At 63.6% G+C, this 15,414-nt stretch carries 16 protein-coding genes; 11 read left to right on the forward strand and 5 right to left on the reverse strand.

Features of this window, described 5'->3' with window-relative positions; translation table 11 throughout:
- Positions 1-3: 3 nt before the first annotated feature.
- Genes A5625_RS02480 through A5625_RS02505 form a run of 6 tightly spaced genes read left to right on the forward strand, consistent with a single transcriptional unit; the run spans position 4 to position 8,024 of the window.
- Positions 4-1,266: an MCE family protein gene (locus tag A5625_RS02480; protein ID WP_066988787.1), complete on the forward strand. Its 1,263-nt coding sequence runs from the start codon at positions 4-6 to the stop codon at positions 1,264-1,266.
- The gene (locus tag A5625_RS02485; protein WP_066988788.1) at positions 1,263-2,285 is read left to right on the forward strand and encodes an MCE family protein; all 1,023 of its coding nucleotides are present in this window, start codon (positions 1,263-1,265) and stop codon (positions 2,283-2,285) included. Before A5625_RS02480 ends, A5625_RS02485 begins: the two co-directional genes overlap by 4 nt.
- Positions 2,285-3,403, forward strand: coding sequence for an MCE family protein (locus A5625_RS02490; RefSeq protein WP_066988827.1), 1,119 nt, complete (start codon positions 2,285-2,287; stop codon positions 3,401-3,403). Before A5625_RS02485 ends, A5625_RS02490 begins: the two co-directional genes overlap by 1 nt.
- Complete coding sequence (locus A5625_RS02495; protein WP_066988789.1) at positions 3,400-4,818, forward strand: MCE family protein; 1,419 nt, start codon at positions 3,400-3,402, stop codon at positions 4,816-4,818. Before A5625_RS02490 ends, A5625_RS02495 begins: the two co-directional genes overlap by 4 nt.
- On the forward strand, positions 4,815-6,194 hold the full coding sequence (locus A5625_RS02500; protein WP_066988790.1) for an MCE family protein: 1,380 nt from the start codon (positions 4,815-4,817) through the stop codon (positions 6,192-6,194). The genes A5625_RS02495 and A5625_RS02500 overlap by 4 nt, the downstream gene beginning before the upstream one ends.
- Positions 6,195-8,024, forward strand: a complete 1,830-nt coding sequence (locus tag A5625_RS02505) for an MCE family protein (protein WP_066988791.1) — start codon at positions 6,195-6,197, stop codon at positions 8,022-8,024. It abuts the gene before it with no gap.
- Positions 8,025-8,080: 56 nt separating this feature from the next.
- On the opposite strand, the gene A5625_RS02510 is transcribed toward A5625_RS02505, so the two are convergent.
- The 3 genes from A5625_RS02510 to A5625_RS02520 all read right to left on the reverse strand — a co-directional run bounded on the left by A5625_RS02510 (position 8,081) and on the right by A5625_RS02520 (position 10,161).
- Positions 8,081-8,602, reverse strand: coding sequence for a hypothetical protein (locus A5625_RS02510; RefSeq protein ID WP_066988792.1), 522 nt, complete (start codon positions 8,600-8,602; stop codon positions 8,081-8,083).
- A gap of 132 nt (positions 8,603-8,734) precedes the next feature.
- The gene (locus A5625_RS02515; RefSeq protein WP_066988793.1) at positions 8,735-9,376 is read right to left on the reverse strand and encodes a hypothetical protein; all 642 of its coding nucleotides are present in this window, start codon (positions 9,374-9,376) and stop codon (positions 8,735-8,737) included.
- A complete protein-coding gene (locus tag A5625_RS02520) occupies positions 9,373-10,161 on the reverse strand; it encodes a hypothetical protein (protein ID WP_066988794.1) in 789 nt (262 codons plus the stop codon). The genes A5625_RS02515 and A5625_RS02520 overlap by 4 nt, the downstream gene beginning before the upstream one ends.
- Before the next feature lie 212 nt (positions 10,162-10,373).
- Between A5625_RS02520 and A5625_RS02525 the strand changes: the two genes are divergently transcribed.
- Positions 10,374-10,763: a hypothetical protein gene (locus A5625_RS02525; RefSeq protein ID WP_066988828.1), complete on the forward strand. Its 390-nt coding sequence runs from the start codon at positions 10,374-10,376 to the stop codon at positions 10,761-10,763.
- 3 nt (positions 10,764-10,766) lie between these two features.
- Here the strand turns inward: A5625_RS02525 and A5625_RS02530 are convergent, their stop codons facing one another.
- Positions 10,767-11,369 carry a TetR/AcrR family transcriptional regulator gene (locus A5625_RS02530; protein WP_066988795.1) on the reverse strand — a complete coding sequence of 201 codons (603 nt, stop codon included), beginning with the start codon at positions 11,367-11,369 and terminating at the stop codon, positions 10,767-10,769.
- A 99-nt stretch (positions 11,370-11,468) separates the two neighbouring features.
- On the opposite strand from A5625_RS02530, the gene A5625_RS02535 reads away from it, so the two are divergent.
- The 4 genes from A5625_RS02535 to A5625_RS02550 are packed head-to-tail and all read left to right on the forward strand — an operon-like array spanning position 11,469 to position 13,928.
- Positions 11,469-12,254: a hypothetical protein gene (locus A5625_RS02535; RefSeq protein WP_066988796.1), complete on the forward strand. Its 786-nt coding sequence runs from the start codon at positions 11,469-11,471 to the stop codon at positions 12,252-12,254.
- Positions 12,251-13,066 (forward strand): hypothetical protein, encoded by an 816-nt coding sequence (locus A5625_RS02540; protein WP_066988797.1) that lies wholly within the window; start codon positions 12,251-12,253, stop codon positions 13,064-13,066. Before A5625_RS02535 ends, A5625_RS02540 begins: the two co-directional genes overlap by 4 nt.
- Positions 13,063-13,641 (forward strand): cytochrome c oxidase subunit 3 family protein, encoded by a 579-nt coding sequence (locus A5625_RS02545; RefSeq protein ID WP_066988798.1) that lies wholly within the window; start codon positions 13,063-13,065, stop codon positions 13,639-13,641. Before A5625_RS02540 ends, A5625_RS02545 begins: the two co-directional genes overlap by 4 nt.
- Positions 13,641-13,928 carry a cytochrome C oxidase subunit IV family protein gene (locus A5625_RS02550; protein WP_066988829.1) on the forward strand — a complete coding sequence of 96 codons (288 nt, stop codon included), beginning with the start codon at positions 13,641-13,643 and terminating at the stop codon, positions 13,926-13,928. Before A5625_RS02545 ends, A5625_RS02550 begins: the two co-directional genes overlap by 1 nt.
- 20 nt (positions 13,929-13,948) lie before the next feature.
- Here A5625_RS02550 and A5625_RS02555 read toward each other — a convergent pair whose 3' ends face one another.
- Entirely contained in the window at positions 13,949-15,244 is a 1,296-nt protein-coding gene (locus A5625_RS02555) for a cytochrome P450 (RefSeq protein ID WP_066988799.1), read from the reverse strand.
- Positions 15,245-15,414: the final 170 nt, after the last annotated feature.

The following is a 15,414-nucleotide window of genomic DNA, read 5'->3' on the forward strand; positions in this document are numbered from 1 at the left end:
GCAATGACGCAGAATGTTCCAGCAGGTCGCGGCGCGGTCGCGGGCCGTCCGAGGCGCACCGGCCAGGCTCGGCCGCCGGCTGGGCGGAATTACCTGCCGCCCTTGCTCGGACTGGCCACCATCCTCATCATCGGTCTGATCTTCGCCGTGGCGGTCGGTCTGTTTCAGGGCTCGTTCACCAAAACCGTGCCGGTGACCGTGATCTCGCAACGAGCCGGCCTGGTCATGAACCCGGACGCCAAGGTCAAGATGCGCGGCGTGCAGGTGGGCAAGGTCTCCTCGATCGAGCCGCTGCCCAACGGCCAAGCGGCCATTCACTTGGCGATGGACCCGTCTCAATTGCACTTCATCCCCGGCAACGTGCTCGTCAATATCGCGTCATCGACGGTCTTCGGCGCGAAGTCCGTCGAGCTGGTGCCACCCGACCGGCCCTCGGCCCAACGGCTGCGCAGCGGCCAGACGCTGCAGGGCCAGCACGTGATGGTCGAAATCAACACGGTATTCCAGCAATTGGTGTCGGTGCTGAGCCACATCGATCCGCCGAAGCTCAACGAGTCGCTGGGTGCTCTGGCACAGGCGTTCAGTGGGCGAGGTCCACAGCTTGGCCAGTCGCTCAGTGACCTGGATTCCTTTCTCGCCAGGCTGGAGCCGAGCCTTCCCGCATTCAGGCATGACCTTGCGGTCTTACCGGTGGTCTCCAACGCCTATGCCGACGCGGCACCCGACCTGGTGAAGACTGCCGCCAACGCGACGCGGATCAGCAAGACACTTGTCGATGAGCAGCACAACCTGGATGCCTTGCTGATCAGCGCGATCGGCTTGGCCGACATCGGCAACGACGTCTTGTCGACGAACCGCCAACCGCTGACGGATGTGGTGCATCTGCTGGCGCCGACCACCGATCTGACCAATCAGTACGCCCCGGCCCTCAACTGCGCCTTCGCCGGGCTCGTACAGATAACCCACGGGGCGCCGTTGTCGGAACCGAGCATCAACATCTCGGCGAGTCTCACGTGGGGCGCCGAACGTTATCGGTACCCGACGAACCTGCCCAAGGTTGCGGCCACGGGCGGCCCGCAGTGCGTGGGTCTGCCGAAGCTGCCGTTCAATACGGCCCCACCGCAATTGATTACCGATATCGGCGCCGACCCGGTGTCATACGGGAATCCACAGCTGATGATCAACTCCGATCTCCTCAAACAGCTGTTGTACGGGCCGATCGCCGGCCCGCCACGCAACTCCGCTCAGATCGGACAACCCGGATGAGAACGCGCGCCACGCTGATCAAGTTCACGATCTTCGCGGTCGTGATGGCGATGCTGACCGCCTTCCTGTTCTTCATCTTCGGGCAGTACCGGACGGGTGCGACCACCAACTATTCGGCGGTGTTCACCGACGTGTCGCGTCTCAAGCCGGGCCAGTCGGTACGGGTCGCCGGGATCCGGGTGGGCACGGTAAACAGCGTCTCGCTGCAACCGGACAAGAAAGTCGTGGTGAAATTCGACGCCGACCGCAACGTCGTGCTCACCGAAGGCAGCAGGGCGGCGGTCCGCTACCTCAACCTGGTGGGCGATCGCTACCTCGAACTCGTCGATGGTCCGGGCTCGCCCAAGCGGCTGCCGGCCGGCGGTCAGATTCCCGTCAGCCGCACCGCGCCGGCGCTCGACCTCGATCTGCTGCTCGGTGGACTGAAACCCGTTACCCAGGGCCTGAATCCGCGCGACGTCAACGCCCTGACCTCGGGACTGTTGCAGGTCTTCCAGGGGCAAGGCGGGACTCTCGAGTCGCTGTTCGCCAAGACCACGTCGTTTTCAAACGCGTTGGCCGACAACGACCAAACCGTGCAGCAACTGATCGACAACCTCAACATCGTGATCGGCACCGTTGCCAAGGACGGCAAACAGTTCTCCGGTGCGATCGATCGCCTCGAGCAGCTTGTCAGCGGCCTGTCGGGCGACCGCGACACAATTGGATCCGCCATTGACGCCCTGGACAAGGGAACCGCCTCGCTGGCGGATCTGCTTGCCGAGGCCCGCCCACCGCTGTCCGGCACGATAGCTCAGTTGAATCGGCTGGCGCCGATACTCGATGGCGATAAGGACCGCCTCGACGGCGCCCTCCAAAAGGCACCGCAGAACTACCGCAAGCTGGTCCGACTCGGCGTGAACGGCGCCACCATCCCGTACTACATCTGCCAGTTCGGGCTCCGGGGCACGGATCTCAACGGAAAGACCGTGCGCGCCAATATCTTCAGGTCAGATGCAGGAAGGTGCACGGAACCCTGATGCTCAAGTATCGCGGAGCTCAGCTCGTCAAGGCCGGACTCATCGGCGTCATCCTGGCGGTGATGGTCATCCTGGTGGGCCTGTCGCCCGACCGGTTCACCCAATGGGCGACGATGGTCAGGTACCAGGCGCTGTTTACCGAAGCCGGCGGCATTGCGGTAGGCAACCCGGTAATTGTGTCGGGGATAAAGGTCGGCTCGGTGTCGGATGTGAAGCTCAGTCACGGCGATGCTCTGGTGACGTTCGCAATGAAGGGCAACATCCTGCTCGGGTCGGAGACTTCCGCGCACATCCGCACCGGCACGTTGCTGGGCGAGCGGATGCTGACGGTGGAGTCCGCCGGCACCGGCACGATGCATCCGATGGCTCTGATCCCCGTGTCGCGGACGTCTTCGCCTTATTCGTTGACCGAAGCGGTCAGTGACCTGACGTCGGACACGGCCGGCACCAACACCACGGCGCTGAATCAGTCCTTGGACACGCTGGCGGCGACGCTTGACCAGATCGCACCACAAACGGGGCCGGCCTTCGATGCGCTCACCCGGTTATCGCGAACCCTCAACAGTCGCAATAAGAATTTGGGCGAGCTGTTCAAGAGTGCCGGCGATGTCACCGGGATACTTTCCGAACGCAGCATGCAGGTCAACAAGCTCATCCTCAACTCCGATTCTCTGCTGCAAGTACTGGTGGAACGGCGGCAAGAGATCGTGGACCTGCTGGCCAACACCTCGGTGGTGGCCAAACAGCTGACTGGATTGGTACACGACAACGAAAGCACTTTGGCACCGACCCTGGAGCGGCTGAATCGGGTTCTCGGAGTCTTGGAGAAGAACCGCGACAACATCGGCAAAGCGCTGCCGGGTCTCGCCAAATTCGAGATCACAGTCGGTGAGGCAATCTCCGGTATGTACGCCTACCAGGCATTCGCCCCGAACTTCCTTATCCCCCAACTCTTCCAGGAATTGGTCGATTACCTCTGGGGATTCCGCACCTTCGACACGTCGAAGGGTCCCGGGTTCCCATCGCCGGTACCTCGGGCACTTACCCCCTGGCCGTACAACTCCATTCCAATGTGCCCTGGCTGCACGTTGGGCGGACGGATCGGAGGATCACAATGACCTCCCGGATTCCGCGCAAGCGGCTGGCGGCCGTGACGGGGGTTGTATTGGTCGGGCTGATCGTTGCCGGCGCCGCCGTGGTCGTGCGTAACACGTTCTTCGGCCCACGGACGATTACCGCCTATTTCACCACCGCCACCGCGATCTATCCCCATGACGAGGTGCGGGTTTCGGGTGTCAAAGTCGGCAACATCAAATCCATTCAGCCGCAAGGCACGCAGGCCAAGATGGTCCTCAAGGTCGACCGCGGCGTGCCCATTCCGGCGAATGCGAAAGCGGTTATCGTCGCCCCGAATCTGGTGGCTTCCCGCTACGTCCAACTCACGCCGGCCTATCGCGACACCGGGCCGGTGATGCACGACGGGGCCGTCATACCGGTTGAACGCACCGCGGTGCCGGTCGAGTGGGATGAGGTCAAGACCCAGTTGATGCGGCTGGCAACGGATTTGGGACCCAAGAGTGGCGTTTCGGGCACCTCGGTGGGCCGGTTCATCGACAGCGCCGCCAATGCCCTCGAAGGTAACGGCGACAAGCTGCGACAAACACTCGGTCAATTGTCGGGCGTGGGCCGGATCCTCGCCAACGGCAGCGGCAACATCGTCGACATCATCAAAAACCTGCAGACGTTCGTCGGCGCACTGCGCGACAGCAACGTCCAGCTCGTACAGTTCAACGACCGCCTTGCCACGCTCACCAGCGTGGTCAACGACAGCAAATCCGACCTGGACGCGGCGCTGACCGATCTGTCGACGGCGGTCGGCGAGGTGCGGCGATTCATCGCCGGGACTCGTAACCAGACCAGCGAGCAGATCGCCCGGTTGGCCGATGTCACGCAGAACCTGGTCGATCACCACATGGCCCTGGAAAACATCCTGCACACCTCACCGAACGCGTTCGGCAACTTCTTCAACGACTACAACGCCGACACCGGAACCATCGTGGGAGGGTTCGGGCTGATGAACATGTCGAATCCCACGTGGGGCGGTCAGGTTCTGCTGTCCACTCCGGGCTGCACGCAAATCGGCGCCATCGAGAACATCACCGCGGTCGAATCGGGCAAGCTGTGCTCCCTGTTCCTCGGACCCGGATTGCGGCAGACCAGTTGGAACAACTCGCCAATTCCGATCAACCCGTTCATTTCCAAGTCTGTTGACCCGTCGAAGGTTCTCTACACCGAACCGCGCCTAGCGCCCGGCGGCGAGGGACCGAAACCAGGACCACCCGAGATCCCGCCCGCAGTGTCGGCCTTCACCGGCCTGCCGGGCGATCCGGTGGGACCGCCGGGGGCGGTGCCGCCGGAGCGGATACCGGGCGCGGCGATGCCGCTGCCGCCGCCACCGTCGACACCGGTGCCGCCACCACCGGCGCCGACCGTGTCGGGCATGCTGCTGCCAGACGAAGGGCCACAACAATGAGCGCCCGGGTTGCGGCAAGACGGGTGTTCGCCGTCGGCTGTTGTGTGGCTGTGACGGCGACGGGTTGCTCATTCCACGGCCTGAATTCGCTACCCCTGCCCGGTGCGGTCGGACGCGGGCCGGGGGCCAACATCTACCACGTCGAGCTCCCGAATGTCGGTACGATGGAGTCGAATTCGCCGGTGATGGTCAACGACGTCGTCGTCGGCAGTGTCGGCGCGATGAGGGTGCAAGGCTGGCACGCCGACGTCGAGATCTCGGTCAAGCGCGATGTGGTAGTTCCGGCTAACGTGGTTGCCACTGTCGGTCAGACCAGCCTGCTGGGCTCGATGCACGTGGAGCTCAATACTCCGCTGGGCCAGCAGGGAAGCGGACGGCTGCAGCCCGGCGCCACCATCCCGCTCAGCCGGTCATCGGCCTACCCGTCGACCGAGCAGACGTTGTCGTCGCTGGGCGCGGTCGTCAACGGCGGTGGATTGGGACAGATCGGGGAGGTGATCCACAATTTCTCGGCTGCCCTGTCCGGGCACGAGGGTGCCGTGCGTGATCTGATTACCCGCCTGGACACGTTCGTCGGAACTCTGGACGACCAGCGGGATGACATCGTCGCCTCCATCCAGGCGCTGAATCGGCTGTCGGCCACCTTCGCCAACCAACGCGACGTCCTCACCGATGCGCTGCACAAGATACCGCCGGCGCTCGAGGTGTTGATCAAGGAGCGGCCTCGTTTGACGGCTGCCCTGGACCACCTTCGCGTGTTCAGCAACACCGCCACCCGGCTGATCAACGACGCCCAAGCCGACCTGGTCACAAACCTGAAAAACCTGGAGCCGACTATCAAAGCGCTGGCCGACGTCGGACCGGACTTCGGCGCGGCCATCGCGGCGGCGTTCGTGTTCCCGTTCACCCAAAACTTCGTCGACCGAGCGGTTCGAGGCGACTTCTTCAACCTGCATTTCGATTTCGACCTAACGATTCCGCGGCTCAAGAAGGGCTTGTTCCTGGGAACCCACTGGGGGCAGCTGGATATGCCCGTACCACCGGTACCCGGGGATCCGTATCGCTTGAATTACACACTCGATCCGCTGCACAACCCGCTGAGGCCGCCGTGGATCGATCCCAACACATTGCCGCTGACACCACCACCGCCGGGTGCGGTACCGGGGCCTTCATCGGCTTACGGCCCGCCGCCCGGGCCTCCGCCGAACGTGGCCCCGCTGCCCGGGCCTCCGCCGAACGTGGCCCCGCTGCCCGGGCCTCCGCCGAACGCGGCCCCGCCGCCCGGGCCCCCGCCCGGTGCGGGCGCGGTCCCCGACGCGGGTCTTGGTCAAACGCCGGCGCCCGCAGAGGTGCCTGGAACAGGAGCCGGTGGATAGATGCTGACGCGCTTTGTTCGTATCCAGCTGGCGGTCTTCACGATTGCCGGAATCATCGGTGTGATCTCGATGATCCTGTTCTACATCCAGGCGCCGACGCTGCTGGGCATCGGCCGGATGACGGTGACGCTGGAGCTCCCGGCCACCGGTGGCCTGTATCGGTTTTCCAATGTGACCTATCGTGGGGTTCAGCTCGGCAAGGTCACCTCCGTGGGTTTGACGCCGACTGGCGCGAAAGCGACGCTCTCGCTTAGCACTTCACCCAAGGTCCCCGCGGACCTGACAGCACATGTGCTCAGTGTCTCCGCAGTGGGTGAACAGTACGTGGATCTGCGGCCCAAAACCGATTCGCCGCCCTACCTGCACGACGGCTCAGTCATCACCGTGCGCGACACGACAATTCCGCAGCCGGTCGGTCCAATGCTCGAGCAGGTCAATGCCTTGGTTCAAAGCATCCCCAAGACCAAACTCGGCCAATTGCTCGACGAGTCCTTCCAGGGCTTCAACGGCGCCGGTTACGACCTGGGGTCACTGATCGACTCCTCAAAGACTTTGTCCCGCGACGCCAACGGCGTCGTCGATCGCACCCGAGCCCTCACCGAAGACACCGGGCCGCTGCTGGACACCCAGGCGCGCACCACCGATTCGATCAGAACGTGGGCGCATAGCTTCGCGGGCATCTCGGATACGCTGGTGAACAACGATTCTCACTTCCGCACCATCCTGCAGACCGGTCCTGATACTGCGAACGAAGCATCCCGGCTTCTCGAACAAATCAAACCGACACTGCCGGTGTTGCTTGCCAACCTGACCACCATCGGGCAGATCGGCGTCACCTACCACCCCTCGATCGAGCAGCTGCTGGTGTTGCTGCCGTCGGGGGTCGCTATCGAGCAGGCCGCTCAGGGTGAAAACCATCCCGACGGTAGGGCTTACGGCGACTTCGCAGCCACGGTCGACGATCCACCTATTTGCACGGTCGGCTTCATGCCGCCCAACACATGGCGATCCCCGGACGACCTCACCGACATCGACACGCCGGACGGGTTGTATTGCAAACTCCCGCAGGATTCTCCGATCGCGGTTCGCGGTGCCCGAAACTATCCCTGCATGGGTCACCCGGGTAAGCGCGCACCGACCGTCGAAATCTGCAACAGCGACAAGCCGTACATGCCGCTGGCCATGCGCCAGCACACCCTCGGTCCCTATCCGCTGGATCCGAATCTGATAGCCCAAGGTGTTCCGCCTGATGACCGGATCACCACCAATGACAGGATCTTTGGCCCGGTCGAGGGAACGCCGCTGCCGCCTGGGGCGGTGCCGCGCGGCGCCCCTTCAGGGCCGCGCGGAGAAAATCCGCCACCGGGCACGCTGGGAGCAGCCGTTCCGCCGGTGTCGTCGTCGGGCCCGTCGCTACCCATGTCGAGAATGTCGGCGGACCTGCCGCCCATCGCGCCACTCGACGTCCCTGTGGCGGGCGAACTTCCCCCGCCGCCGGCCGCCCCGCCAGCACTGCCTTTAGCCCAGTTCCTTCCTCCCGGGCCCGCACCAGCCGGGCCCGCACCAGCCGGGCCCGCACCGGCCGACCCCGCACCGGCCGACCCCGCACCGGCCGAGCCCGTACCGGCCGGCACACCCGGGGGCGGAGGCCCCCAGGCCGCACCAAGCTCGTTCGGAGCCAACGTATCTAAGCCCGCGCCCTCGGTTGTGGTGGCAAAGTACGATCCGCGCACCGGTCGTTATGTCGGTCCGGACGGAAAGTTGTACCAGCAGTCTGACCTGGTTGCTCCCAAAGCGCCCAGGACGTGGAAGGACATGCTGCCCACCTGAATTCGCCGCGCGGGGAAGGGGCCCGAGGGCCGGGCGATGAAGCTGCGGCCCGCCGGTCAGGAGAGCTGGTCGAGGCGCAACGGCATCGCGATGTCAAGCCAATTGTTTTGCCCGCAGGCACCGCTCGGGCCGACCGTCTTGTCCTTACCCGAGAGGACTCGCGACCCGATTTGGAATCCACCATTGTCGTTGACCGGGTAGAAAAAGAAGGTTTGTGTCCCAGGAAACGCCGAACCGTCCTCACACCGCTCCCAGTTCGGCACTTCGCGCCTCACCTTCCACATCTCCCCATCCTTCATGTAGAGGGGCGCGCTCCATCCCTGATCGCTCGTCACCGTGCCATGGCAATCCAGGGTTGTCTCGCACGTGGAACTGATGGTCCACGTTTGGTAGACGGTCGGTTCGCCGAAGTACTGATCGTTTCGCTGGGCCCAATCTCCAATCGACGTGACGCGGAAAGTCCCGTTGAGCGCCACGTCTTCCTTGGTTATTGCCTGGGCTGGCGATGCAGTGCTCAAACCGCCGAATGCGGTGGCAGCCACCAGCGTTGCGGTAATGAGTGTTTTGACTGAACGCATCAGGTGCTCCTCGAAGCGCGTAATCCGAGAGTGCCTGTGGCACCTTTTCCGCCGTCGGTTGCGGTGTTCTCGAGCGATGACGTTACACCGCTTTGGCTCGCCAGTTAACGGTTAGGACAAGATCTACCGCGCTCATCCGGACGGGTCGAATTTCCCGATCAGCCAGGAGCCGTTGACTTTTCTCAGCGTGACCAGGACGCTGCTCTGCGTGTTCTCGGGATCCTTCTTTTGCACGCTTTTCGTGGTCTGGTCGACGAAAACCAGCACGACGGCCGAATCGGGATGCAATTCCGAGACTGCGGCCCGAATCACCTTGGCGGACGCCGTCAGTTGTCCCTTCTGCGCCGTCGGCGCGACGACATCGTCGCTGAATTTGCTGTAATAAGCCAATAGGTCGCCCGTGAGATGTGATTTCGCGTTGTCGAAATCGCGGTTCAAATGGTCGTAGGAATACGACAACACCGCCACGGCGCCATCTGACGCCGCCTGGATCGCCCGGTGCGCCGCCGCGTCGCCGACCTGCTGATCCGGCCGGTACAGGATGAAGTACACGCCGGCAGCGACTCCCACAGCGGCAATAACCAACGTTGTCGCGACGATCGAACGCCACCTTGCCGCATACTGGCGGGCCCGGCGCCGAAGCCCAGCCAGCCGGCGCAAGCGTGCAGGCCCCTCGCCAGCGGGCGCCAGTCCGTCGTCGTCGGCGCGTGAAGACTGGGCACCGTCAATCGTCTCTTCGCTGCCGTCCAGCGACGAGCCATGTGCGGCAGTCATCGCAGGAAATCAACTTTCGACATCTTGAGCTGGCCGCCGTCGCGGTTCATATTGACGCTGAGGCGAAACAACGCCGGTGGAGGTTTGGCGTTATCCGGCCCAATGGGATCGGTTTTCGCCGCCACAAGTACGACTCCCGAGTTGTCGCTAAACGACTGGACGGCAACGGCTTCGACGGTGACCTTGGTGCCGACCTTGGTCTCCTCGGCCTTTTTGACCATCAGGGTCGACAGCACAGATAGCTGGTCTTTCTGGTCGCCCGTGGATGCATCGATCGTGCGCTGGATATCCTCCTTGGCATGATTGGGGTCAATCGACATGAAAGCTGTGATCCCTTGTCGGGCGGCCGCACTGAACTCCGCGGCGAGTTGGCGATTGTGCACCGCGGTGTGGTGCTGCCACAGCATGTAACCGGTGCCTCCCAGGGAAGCCGAGAAGAGCACGATGCCGACGCCGGCGACTACTGTTCTCCGCCGCGGACGCCGGAGCCACCTTGGTCGCCCACGACGGCGCAACCGGAGCCGTTTGCGGCTCCACTTCGCGGGGCCCCGCTCGAAACCTTGGGCGTCGTCGTCCTCACCGGCCGCCCCACGCAGCCGTAAAAGGCGTGCCAGAGCCGCCTCGGCGCGCGCTTCAGCCTCGGCAACTTCGTCCTCTGCGTCCGCTTCTGACGCGGCCGCGATGTCGCCGCTGTCGCCCCCTGCGCTCGACTGTGGTCCGTCGGGATCGGTCACATCCCTCGGGTCACCACAATCGGCGGCGTCGGGCCCCTCCGGATCGTGCACGGAGAAGCAGCTTATCACTCCGATCTGAGGCCAACGCCGTCGTCGGACGGCAGCCCTTGTGGCCCTCACATGCGGAAATACCGGCCCGCCCGGAAAGGGGCGGAGTGGCGTTCGGGATGGCCGGCGTCGACCACCGGTCGGCCCAGGATGATCTTCTCCAACCAGGAGAATTTTCTTTTCAGGTGTGGCAGAGTAATCGGGTGCGATCAATCGTGGCTCTGGTTGCTGCGTTTCTCGGCGCCGGTGTGGTGGTGGCGCCGTCGGCCTCTGCGGGGCCGACTGTCTGCGATTACCCCGCCTGCACCCCGGGCATCATGCCGCATCAGGTGCTCGGTGCGCCGTGTGACAACACCACCTACTACGCCTTTGGTGTCGCCGACGGATACGTTTCCTTCGCCTCGGAGCCCGGACGGCTGATGTTCTGCGGCTCGCCGAGGCGATACCAGCCTCGATGGTTCCGCTCACCGCCGATGGCGGGGGTCAAGGAAGAAAACGCCGACTGCCAGAATTATCTGAACTACGTCGCGCAGGCGCCCGACGGTCTGTTCCTGATCTGTATTGCTCACGACGGCATATCAAGCTGGGTTCGCGCCGACACTTAGCAGTCACTTACGGGTTTGCCGAGGAAGGCCGAGCAGGCGTCGGCTCAAATCGGTAACCCTTTCGAGCAAGGTGTCGTCGTCGATGTCGGCAACCAGCGGATGCATGACCGCGGTGCTGAGCGCGCCGGAGAACATGGCCGCCTCGATTCGCCCGTCCAGACCCGCATCGCTCAGCAGCACCCGGTACAGACGGTCCATGAAAAGTTGAAAAGGCTTGTGTTCGGCCAGCAGCCGGACCACGACGGGATCGAATTGCAGCGTGCGGACCAACCGGCGATCGCGAACGGCCATCTCGACCACGCGTACCAACAGCGCATCCCGTGCCTGAGGACCGTCTTCGTACGCCTCGGCTTCCTCGAGCGCCGGCTCGAGCCGGCCCAGTTCGCGCTCGGTCACGGCGATGACGATCTGCTCTTTGGTCCGGAATTGGTGATAGACAGCGGCTTTCGTGATCCCGACGGCGTCGGCGATCATTTGCAGCGACGTACCGCTGACACCGTGTGTGGCGATTAGATCCAGCGCGGCATCCAGTACCCGCGTCCGGGCCGGGCTGTGCTGGATGAGCCAGAATTGCTCACCGGCGATCGGCTGCCGTGCTGTTCCCACGAACCGAGACTAGACGACGCTATTGACCGAAGCTAGCCGATCGGCTAGCTTCGCTCACTAGCCGAGTTCGGCGATGATTCGTGCGGGGAGGGAGTATCGATGGCCGACAAGGGCGGAAACGATGCAGGTGGTAGCCAATCCGCGCGAACCGTCTCGCGGCGGACCGATGGCGAGCTGATCCTGCTCTGGACATTGCCGGCGGCGCTCATCCTGTGGATCGCCTCCTTCTTCCTGTTTCCCGGATTCAACCCGCCGATGTCGCCCACCATGCCGGCGGAGCAGGTGGCCGCGTTCTACCGCGATCCGGTGCATATTGCTCAGATCCGTTCCAGCATGATCCTGTTCAACTGGTTCGGGGTGTGCCTGGTGCCGATCCTGGCCCTGATCGTGCTGCAAATCCGCCGCATGGCGCACCGGACGCCGATCTTCTCCTACGCCATGCTCGGGTGTGCCGCGGGCGGCCCGACGCTGTTTCTCGTCGCCGATGTCTGCTGGCTGCTCGCAGCCTTTCGGCCGGAGCGCAGCCCCGAGCTGACCCAACTGCTCAACGATCTCGCCTGGATCACCTTCACCATCCTGGTCCCGTTTTTTATCGGGCAATGCGTAATCTTGGCCCTGGCAATCTTTTTCGATGATCAGCCGCGCCCGGTATTCAGTCGGTGGGTGGCCTACTTCAATCTTGCCGTGGGGGCCGCGCTGGTGCCGGCGTCATTCGTCGGCGTGTCGTTGACGGGACCGCTGGCCTGGGACGGCTTGCTATCGTTCTGGGTGAAAAACATTGCCATCGCCGTCTGGATCGTCGTGATGGGCGTTGTGTTGGGCCAAGCCATTTATCGCGAGCGCGCCGAGAACCGCGAGCGCCCAGACGAATTGGTCACCGCATGAGTGCGGTGATCACTCCGCATGCGTCCCCGGCGACGCCGCCCGCGGGCCCACTGCATCACCGCATCGGCTGGCACCTGCGGCGCGACCCCAAGCGAGAGCTGTGGCTGGCGTGGGGGATCCTCATGGTGTTCTACGGCCTGTTTTTTCCGATGTTCTTCATTGTGGCCCAAGTACAGCCGCCGCCGGAGCCCACCTGGGACCTCGCGACGCAGGCCCACTGGTTCGCCGAACGTCACCTCGGCATACCCGTCGGCTTCGGGGTCATCTTCGCCATCAGCGGTATGACCGCGGTCAACAACGCCCTCATCGCGTATTCCATGCGGCGCATGTCGGTCAGCCGCGCGTTCGGCTATTCGTATCTCGTCATCTACTCGCTCGCCGCGGTCCCCGGCATGCTGCTGCTCAACATCGCACTGATCGTCGGCACGCTGCGACCGGACCGCGACCCCCAAATCATCGGATGGCTCTATGACTTCGCCTTCTTGTCGTTCGACGGAACCATGGGGGTGTTCTTGATCGGCTCGCTGATCTGGATGGTGGCGATCCTGCTGGACAAGAATCGCGTATTCCCCAAGTGGTTCGGCTATCTCAACCTGTGCAACGCGCTGACCGAGGTGGTCGTGGCGCCCTGCTGGATCTTCCGGCGTGGCGTGTTCGCGTGGGATGGCGAAATCGCCTGGTGGCTGGACATGGTCGTATTCGGCATCTACCAAGTCACGTTCATCGTCATGCTGTTTCAGATGATCCGCCGCGAAGACTTCGGGACCGGGGAACTGCCGAACCTGCCGCGGAAGAAGGTGGTTGCGCAGTGACCGACCTGGCCGACAAGCGCGGACGCGTCAGGGCCGTGCCGGGACAACCCGACATGTGGGCCTTCGTATTGTTCGAGACCCTTATATTCACAGGGTATTTCGGCTTCTACCTGTTCTCACGCGGGCGCAATCCCGAGCTCTTCTTACACTCGCAGGCCCACCTGGACCTTCGTGTCGGGGTCTTGAATACCTTGGTTCTGCTACTCAGCTCGTGGTCGGTGGCGCGGTGTGTCCAGTCGGCCCGCGCCGGCGCGTACCGGGCGGCGCTCAGGGATGTCTTCATCACGGCAGGGTTCGCCGTAGTGTTTCTGTTTTTCAAGGTGTTCGAGTGGGTCCGGTTGGTCCAAGCCGGAAACGGCATAGACCGCAACGACTTCTTCATGTATTACTTCTTCCTCACCGGCATCCACTTCGTCCACCTGCTGATCGGCTTCGTCGTCCTCGGCATCATCGTCTACCAACTCCGGAGTCCGGCGCGCCGCTCCCAGGAACTCGTCGAAACCTGCGCAACGTATTGGCACACCGTCGATTTCCTGTGGGTGCTGATCTTTGCGTTGCTCTACGTGGTGAGGTGATCGGCATCAGATTCAACAAGAGGTTGCTGTTTGTCTGGGTGATTTTGGCCGCCCTGACGCTGGCTTATCTGTGGATAGACCACTCCGCCGACGGCGCGCTGAAATCCAGCGCGGTGGTGACGTCGAGCGTCATCGTCATCGCACTGGTCAAGGTGCGCATCATCTTTCGCGAGTTCATGGAGGTGCGAGACGCCCCGGTCCTGCTGTGCCGACTCACCGACGCGTGGGTGGTGTTGATCGCCGCCGTCTTGCTCGGCTGTTACTTCGTCGGGATGCAGGTCCGGTAGCGCCCAGCGAGCGAAACGTTTTAAGCCACCGGTGCGATCGCGTCCGCGGTGGTGAAGCTCAAGTGCAATTCGCTCAGGCCGCGCAGGATGTACGTCGGCTCGTAGGTGTAACGACGCTCAGCGGCGGGCCCGTGATGGGCTTCGTTGATTTCGATGTGCGGCATCCGATCCAGGATCCGCTCGATCGAGACACGCCCCTCGACTCGCGCGAGCGGCCCGCCGGGACACGAGTGCACACCCCGCGCGAACGCCATGTGTTCGCGAACGTTCTTGCGGCGCAGGTCGAACTCGTGCGGGTTCTCGAAGCGTCGCGGGTCGCGGTTGGCCGCGCCCGGCAGGATCATCACCACAGTGCCCGCGGGGATATCGACACCGCCGATCGTGGTCGCCTTACGGGTTAGTCGCGAGTCGCTCTTGACGGGGCTGTCCATCCGCAGCGATTCCTCGATGAACCCGGGGATCAGGCTGCGGTCATCGCGCAACTGTTGCTGGATGTCGGGCCGGTCGCCGAGCACCTGCAGCGCGGCGCTGAGCAGCTTGGCCGTCGTCTCCTGGCCGGCGGCGAAAAGGAATGTCGCCGAACGGACCACCTCGATCACGGGGGGCGTCGACCCGTCCGGGTACTTCGCTTCGGCCAGGTGGGTCAGCACGTCGCCGCGCGGCTCGCGCCGCCGATCCTCGATGTAGTTACAGAACTTGTCGTCGAGCCACTCGAGCGGGTTGATGCCCACCGACTCGTGGTCCAGTGCCCCCACCCGCGCCTCGGGCCGGTCGGCGCCCAAGACTTTACGGAACTCCTTGTGGTCCTCTTCCGGCACGCCGAGCAGGTCGGCGATCACCAAGGTGGCGAATGGCTTTGAGTACTCGGCGATGAACTCGCACTCACCGACGTCGAGGAACTCGTCGAGCTGACGGTCAGCGAGGCGCCACATGAACTCCTCGTTCTGCTTCAGCCGGCTCGGGGTGAGCAGCTTGGCGAGTACCGACCGGGCCTTGGTGTGGTCGGGCGGATCCATGGTGACCATGTGCTCGTTCATCGGGAAGGAGCTGCGGTGCGCGTCGATCTGCGGGCTGATGTCGTCGCCTTCGGGGGTGAACGGGAGCGGCGGGAACGGCCCGCCAAGGGCAACGATGTTGGAGAAAGTGTCCGGGTCCTTATAGATCTCGCATGCTTCGTCGTAGCCGGTGACCGCGACGACGCCGTAGTGCGGAAGCCGCAACACCGGGTTCCGGCTGCGCAGGTAGTCGAAGTAAGGGTGCGGATCCGGGACCAGAGTCGGATCGGTGAAGAAGTCGATCGAGTCGAAATTGCTCATCGGAATGCGTCCCCCTGGGCTGGGTTTACCGGTGGTGTTCGGCGGCAAGCACTACCGCCGCCCAATTGCGAGATCGAAAATATGCTGAGCACCTGCTTAGCATGGCGGTAATGTCAGGGTCAAGGTCGCAACGCTGCGCCACGATACGATCCGTGTGGGTCGGCACGGGA

It is taken from the genome of Mycobacterium sp. 1465703.0 (genome assembly GCF_001672975.1).
In the GTDB taxonomy this organism is placed as follows: Bacteria; Actinomycetota; Actinomycetes; order Mycobacteriales; family Mycobacteriaceae; genus Mycobacterium.

Bases quoted from the DNA above. Each gene is read 5' to 3' on its own strand.
- A5625_RS02480 (WP_066988787.1), top strand. From the start codon at position 4: ATGACGCAGAATGTTCCAGCAGGTCGCGGCGCGGTCGCGGGCCGTCCG.
- A5625_RS02485 (WP_066988788.1), top strand. From the start codon at position 1,263: ATGAGAACGCGCGCCACGCTGATCAAGTTCACGATCTTCGCGGTCGTG.
- A5625_RS02490 (WP_066988827.1), top strand. From the start codon at position 2,285: ATGCTCAAGTATCGCGGAGCTCAGCTCGTCAAGGCCGGACTCATCGGC.
- A5625_RS02495 (WP_066988789.1), top strand. From the start codon at position 3,400: ATGACCTCCCGGATTCCGCGCAAGCGGCTGGCGGCCGTGACGGGGGTT.
- A5625_RS02500 (WP_066988790.1), top strand. From the start codon at position 4,815: ATGAGCGCCCGGGTTGCGGCAAGACGGGTGTTCGCCGTCGGCTGTTGT.
- A5625_RS02505 (WP_066988791.1), top strand. From the start codon at position 6,195: ATGCTGACGCGCTTTGTTCGTATCCAGCTGGCGGTCTTCACGATTGCC.
- A5625_RS02510 (WP_066988792.1), bottom strand. From the start codon at position 8,602: ATGCGTTCAGTCAAAACACTCATTACCGCAACGCTGGTGGCTGCCACC.
- A5625_RS02515 (WP_066988793.1), bottom strand. From the start codon at position 9,376: ATGACTGCCGCACATGGCTCGTCGCTGGACGGCAGCGAAGAGACGATT.
- A5625_RS02535 (WP_066988796.1), top strand. From the start codon at position 11,469: ATGGCCGACAAGGGCGGAAACGATGCAGGTGGTAGCCAATCCGCGCGA.
- A5625_RS02540 (WP_066988797.1), top strand. From the start codon at position 12,251: ATGAGTGCGGTGATCACTCCGCATGCGTCCCCGGCGACGCCGCCCGCG.
- A5625_RS02555 (WP_066988799.1), bottom strand. From the start codon at position 15,244: ATGAGCAATTTCGACTCGATCGACTTCTTCACCGATCCGACTCTGGTC.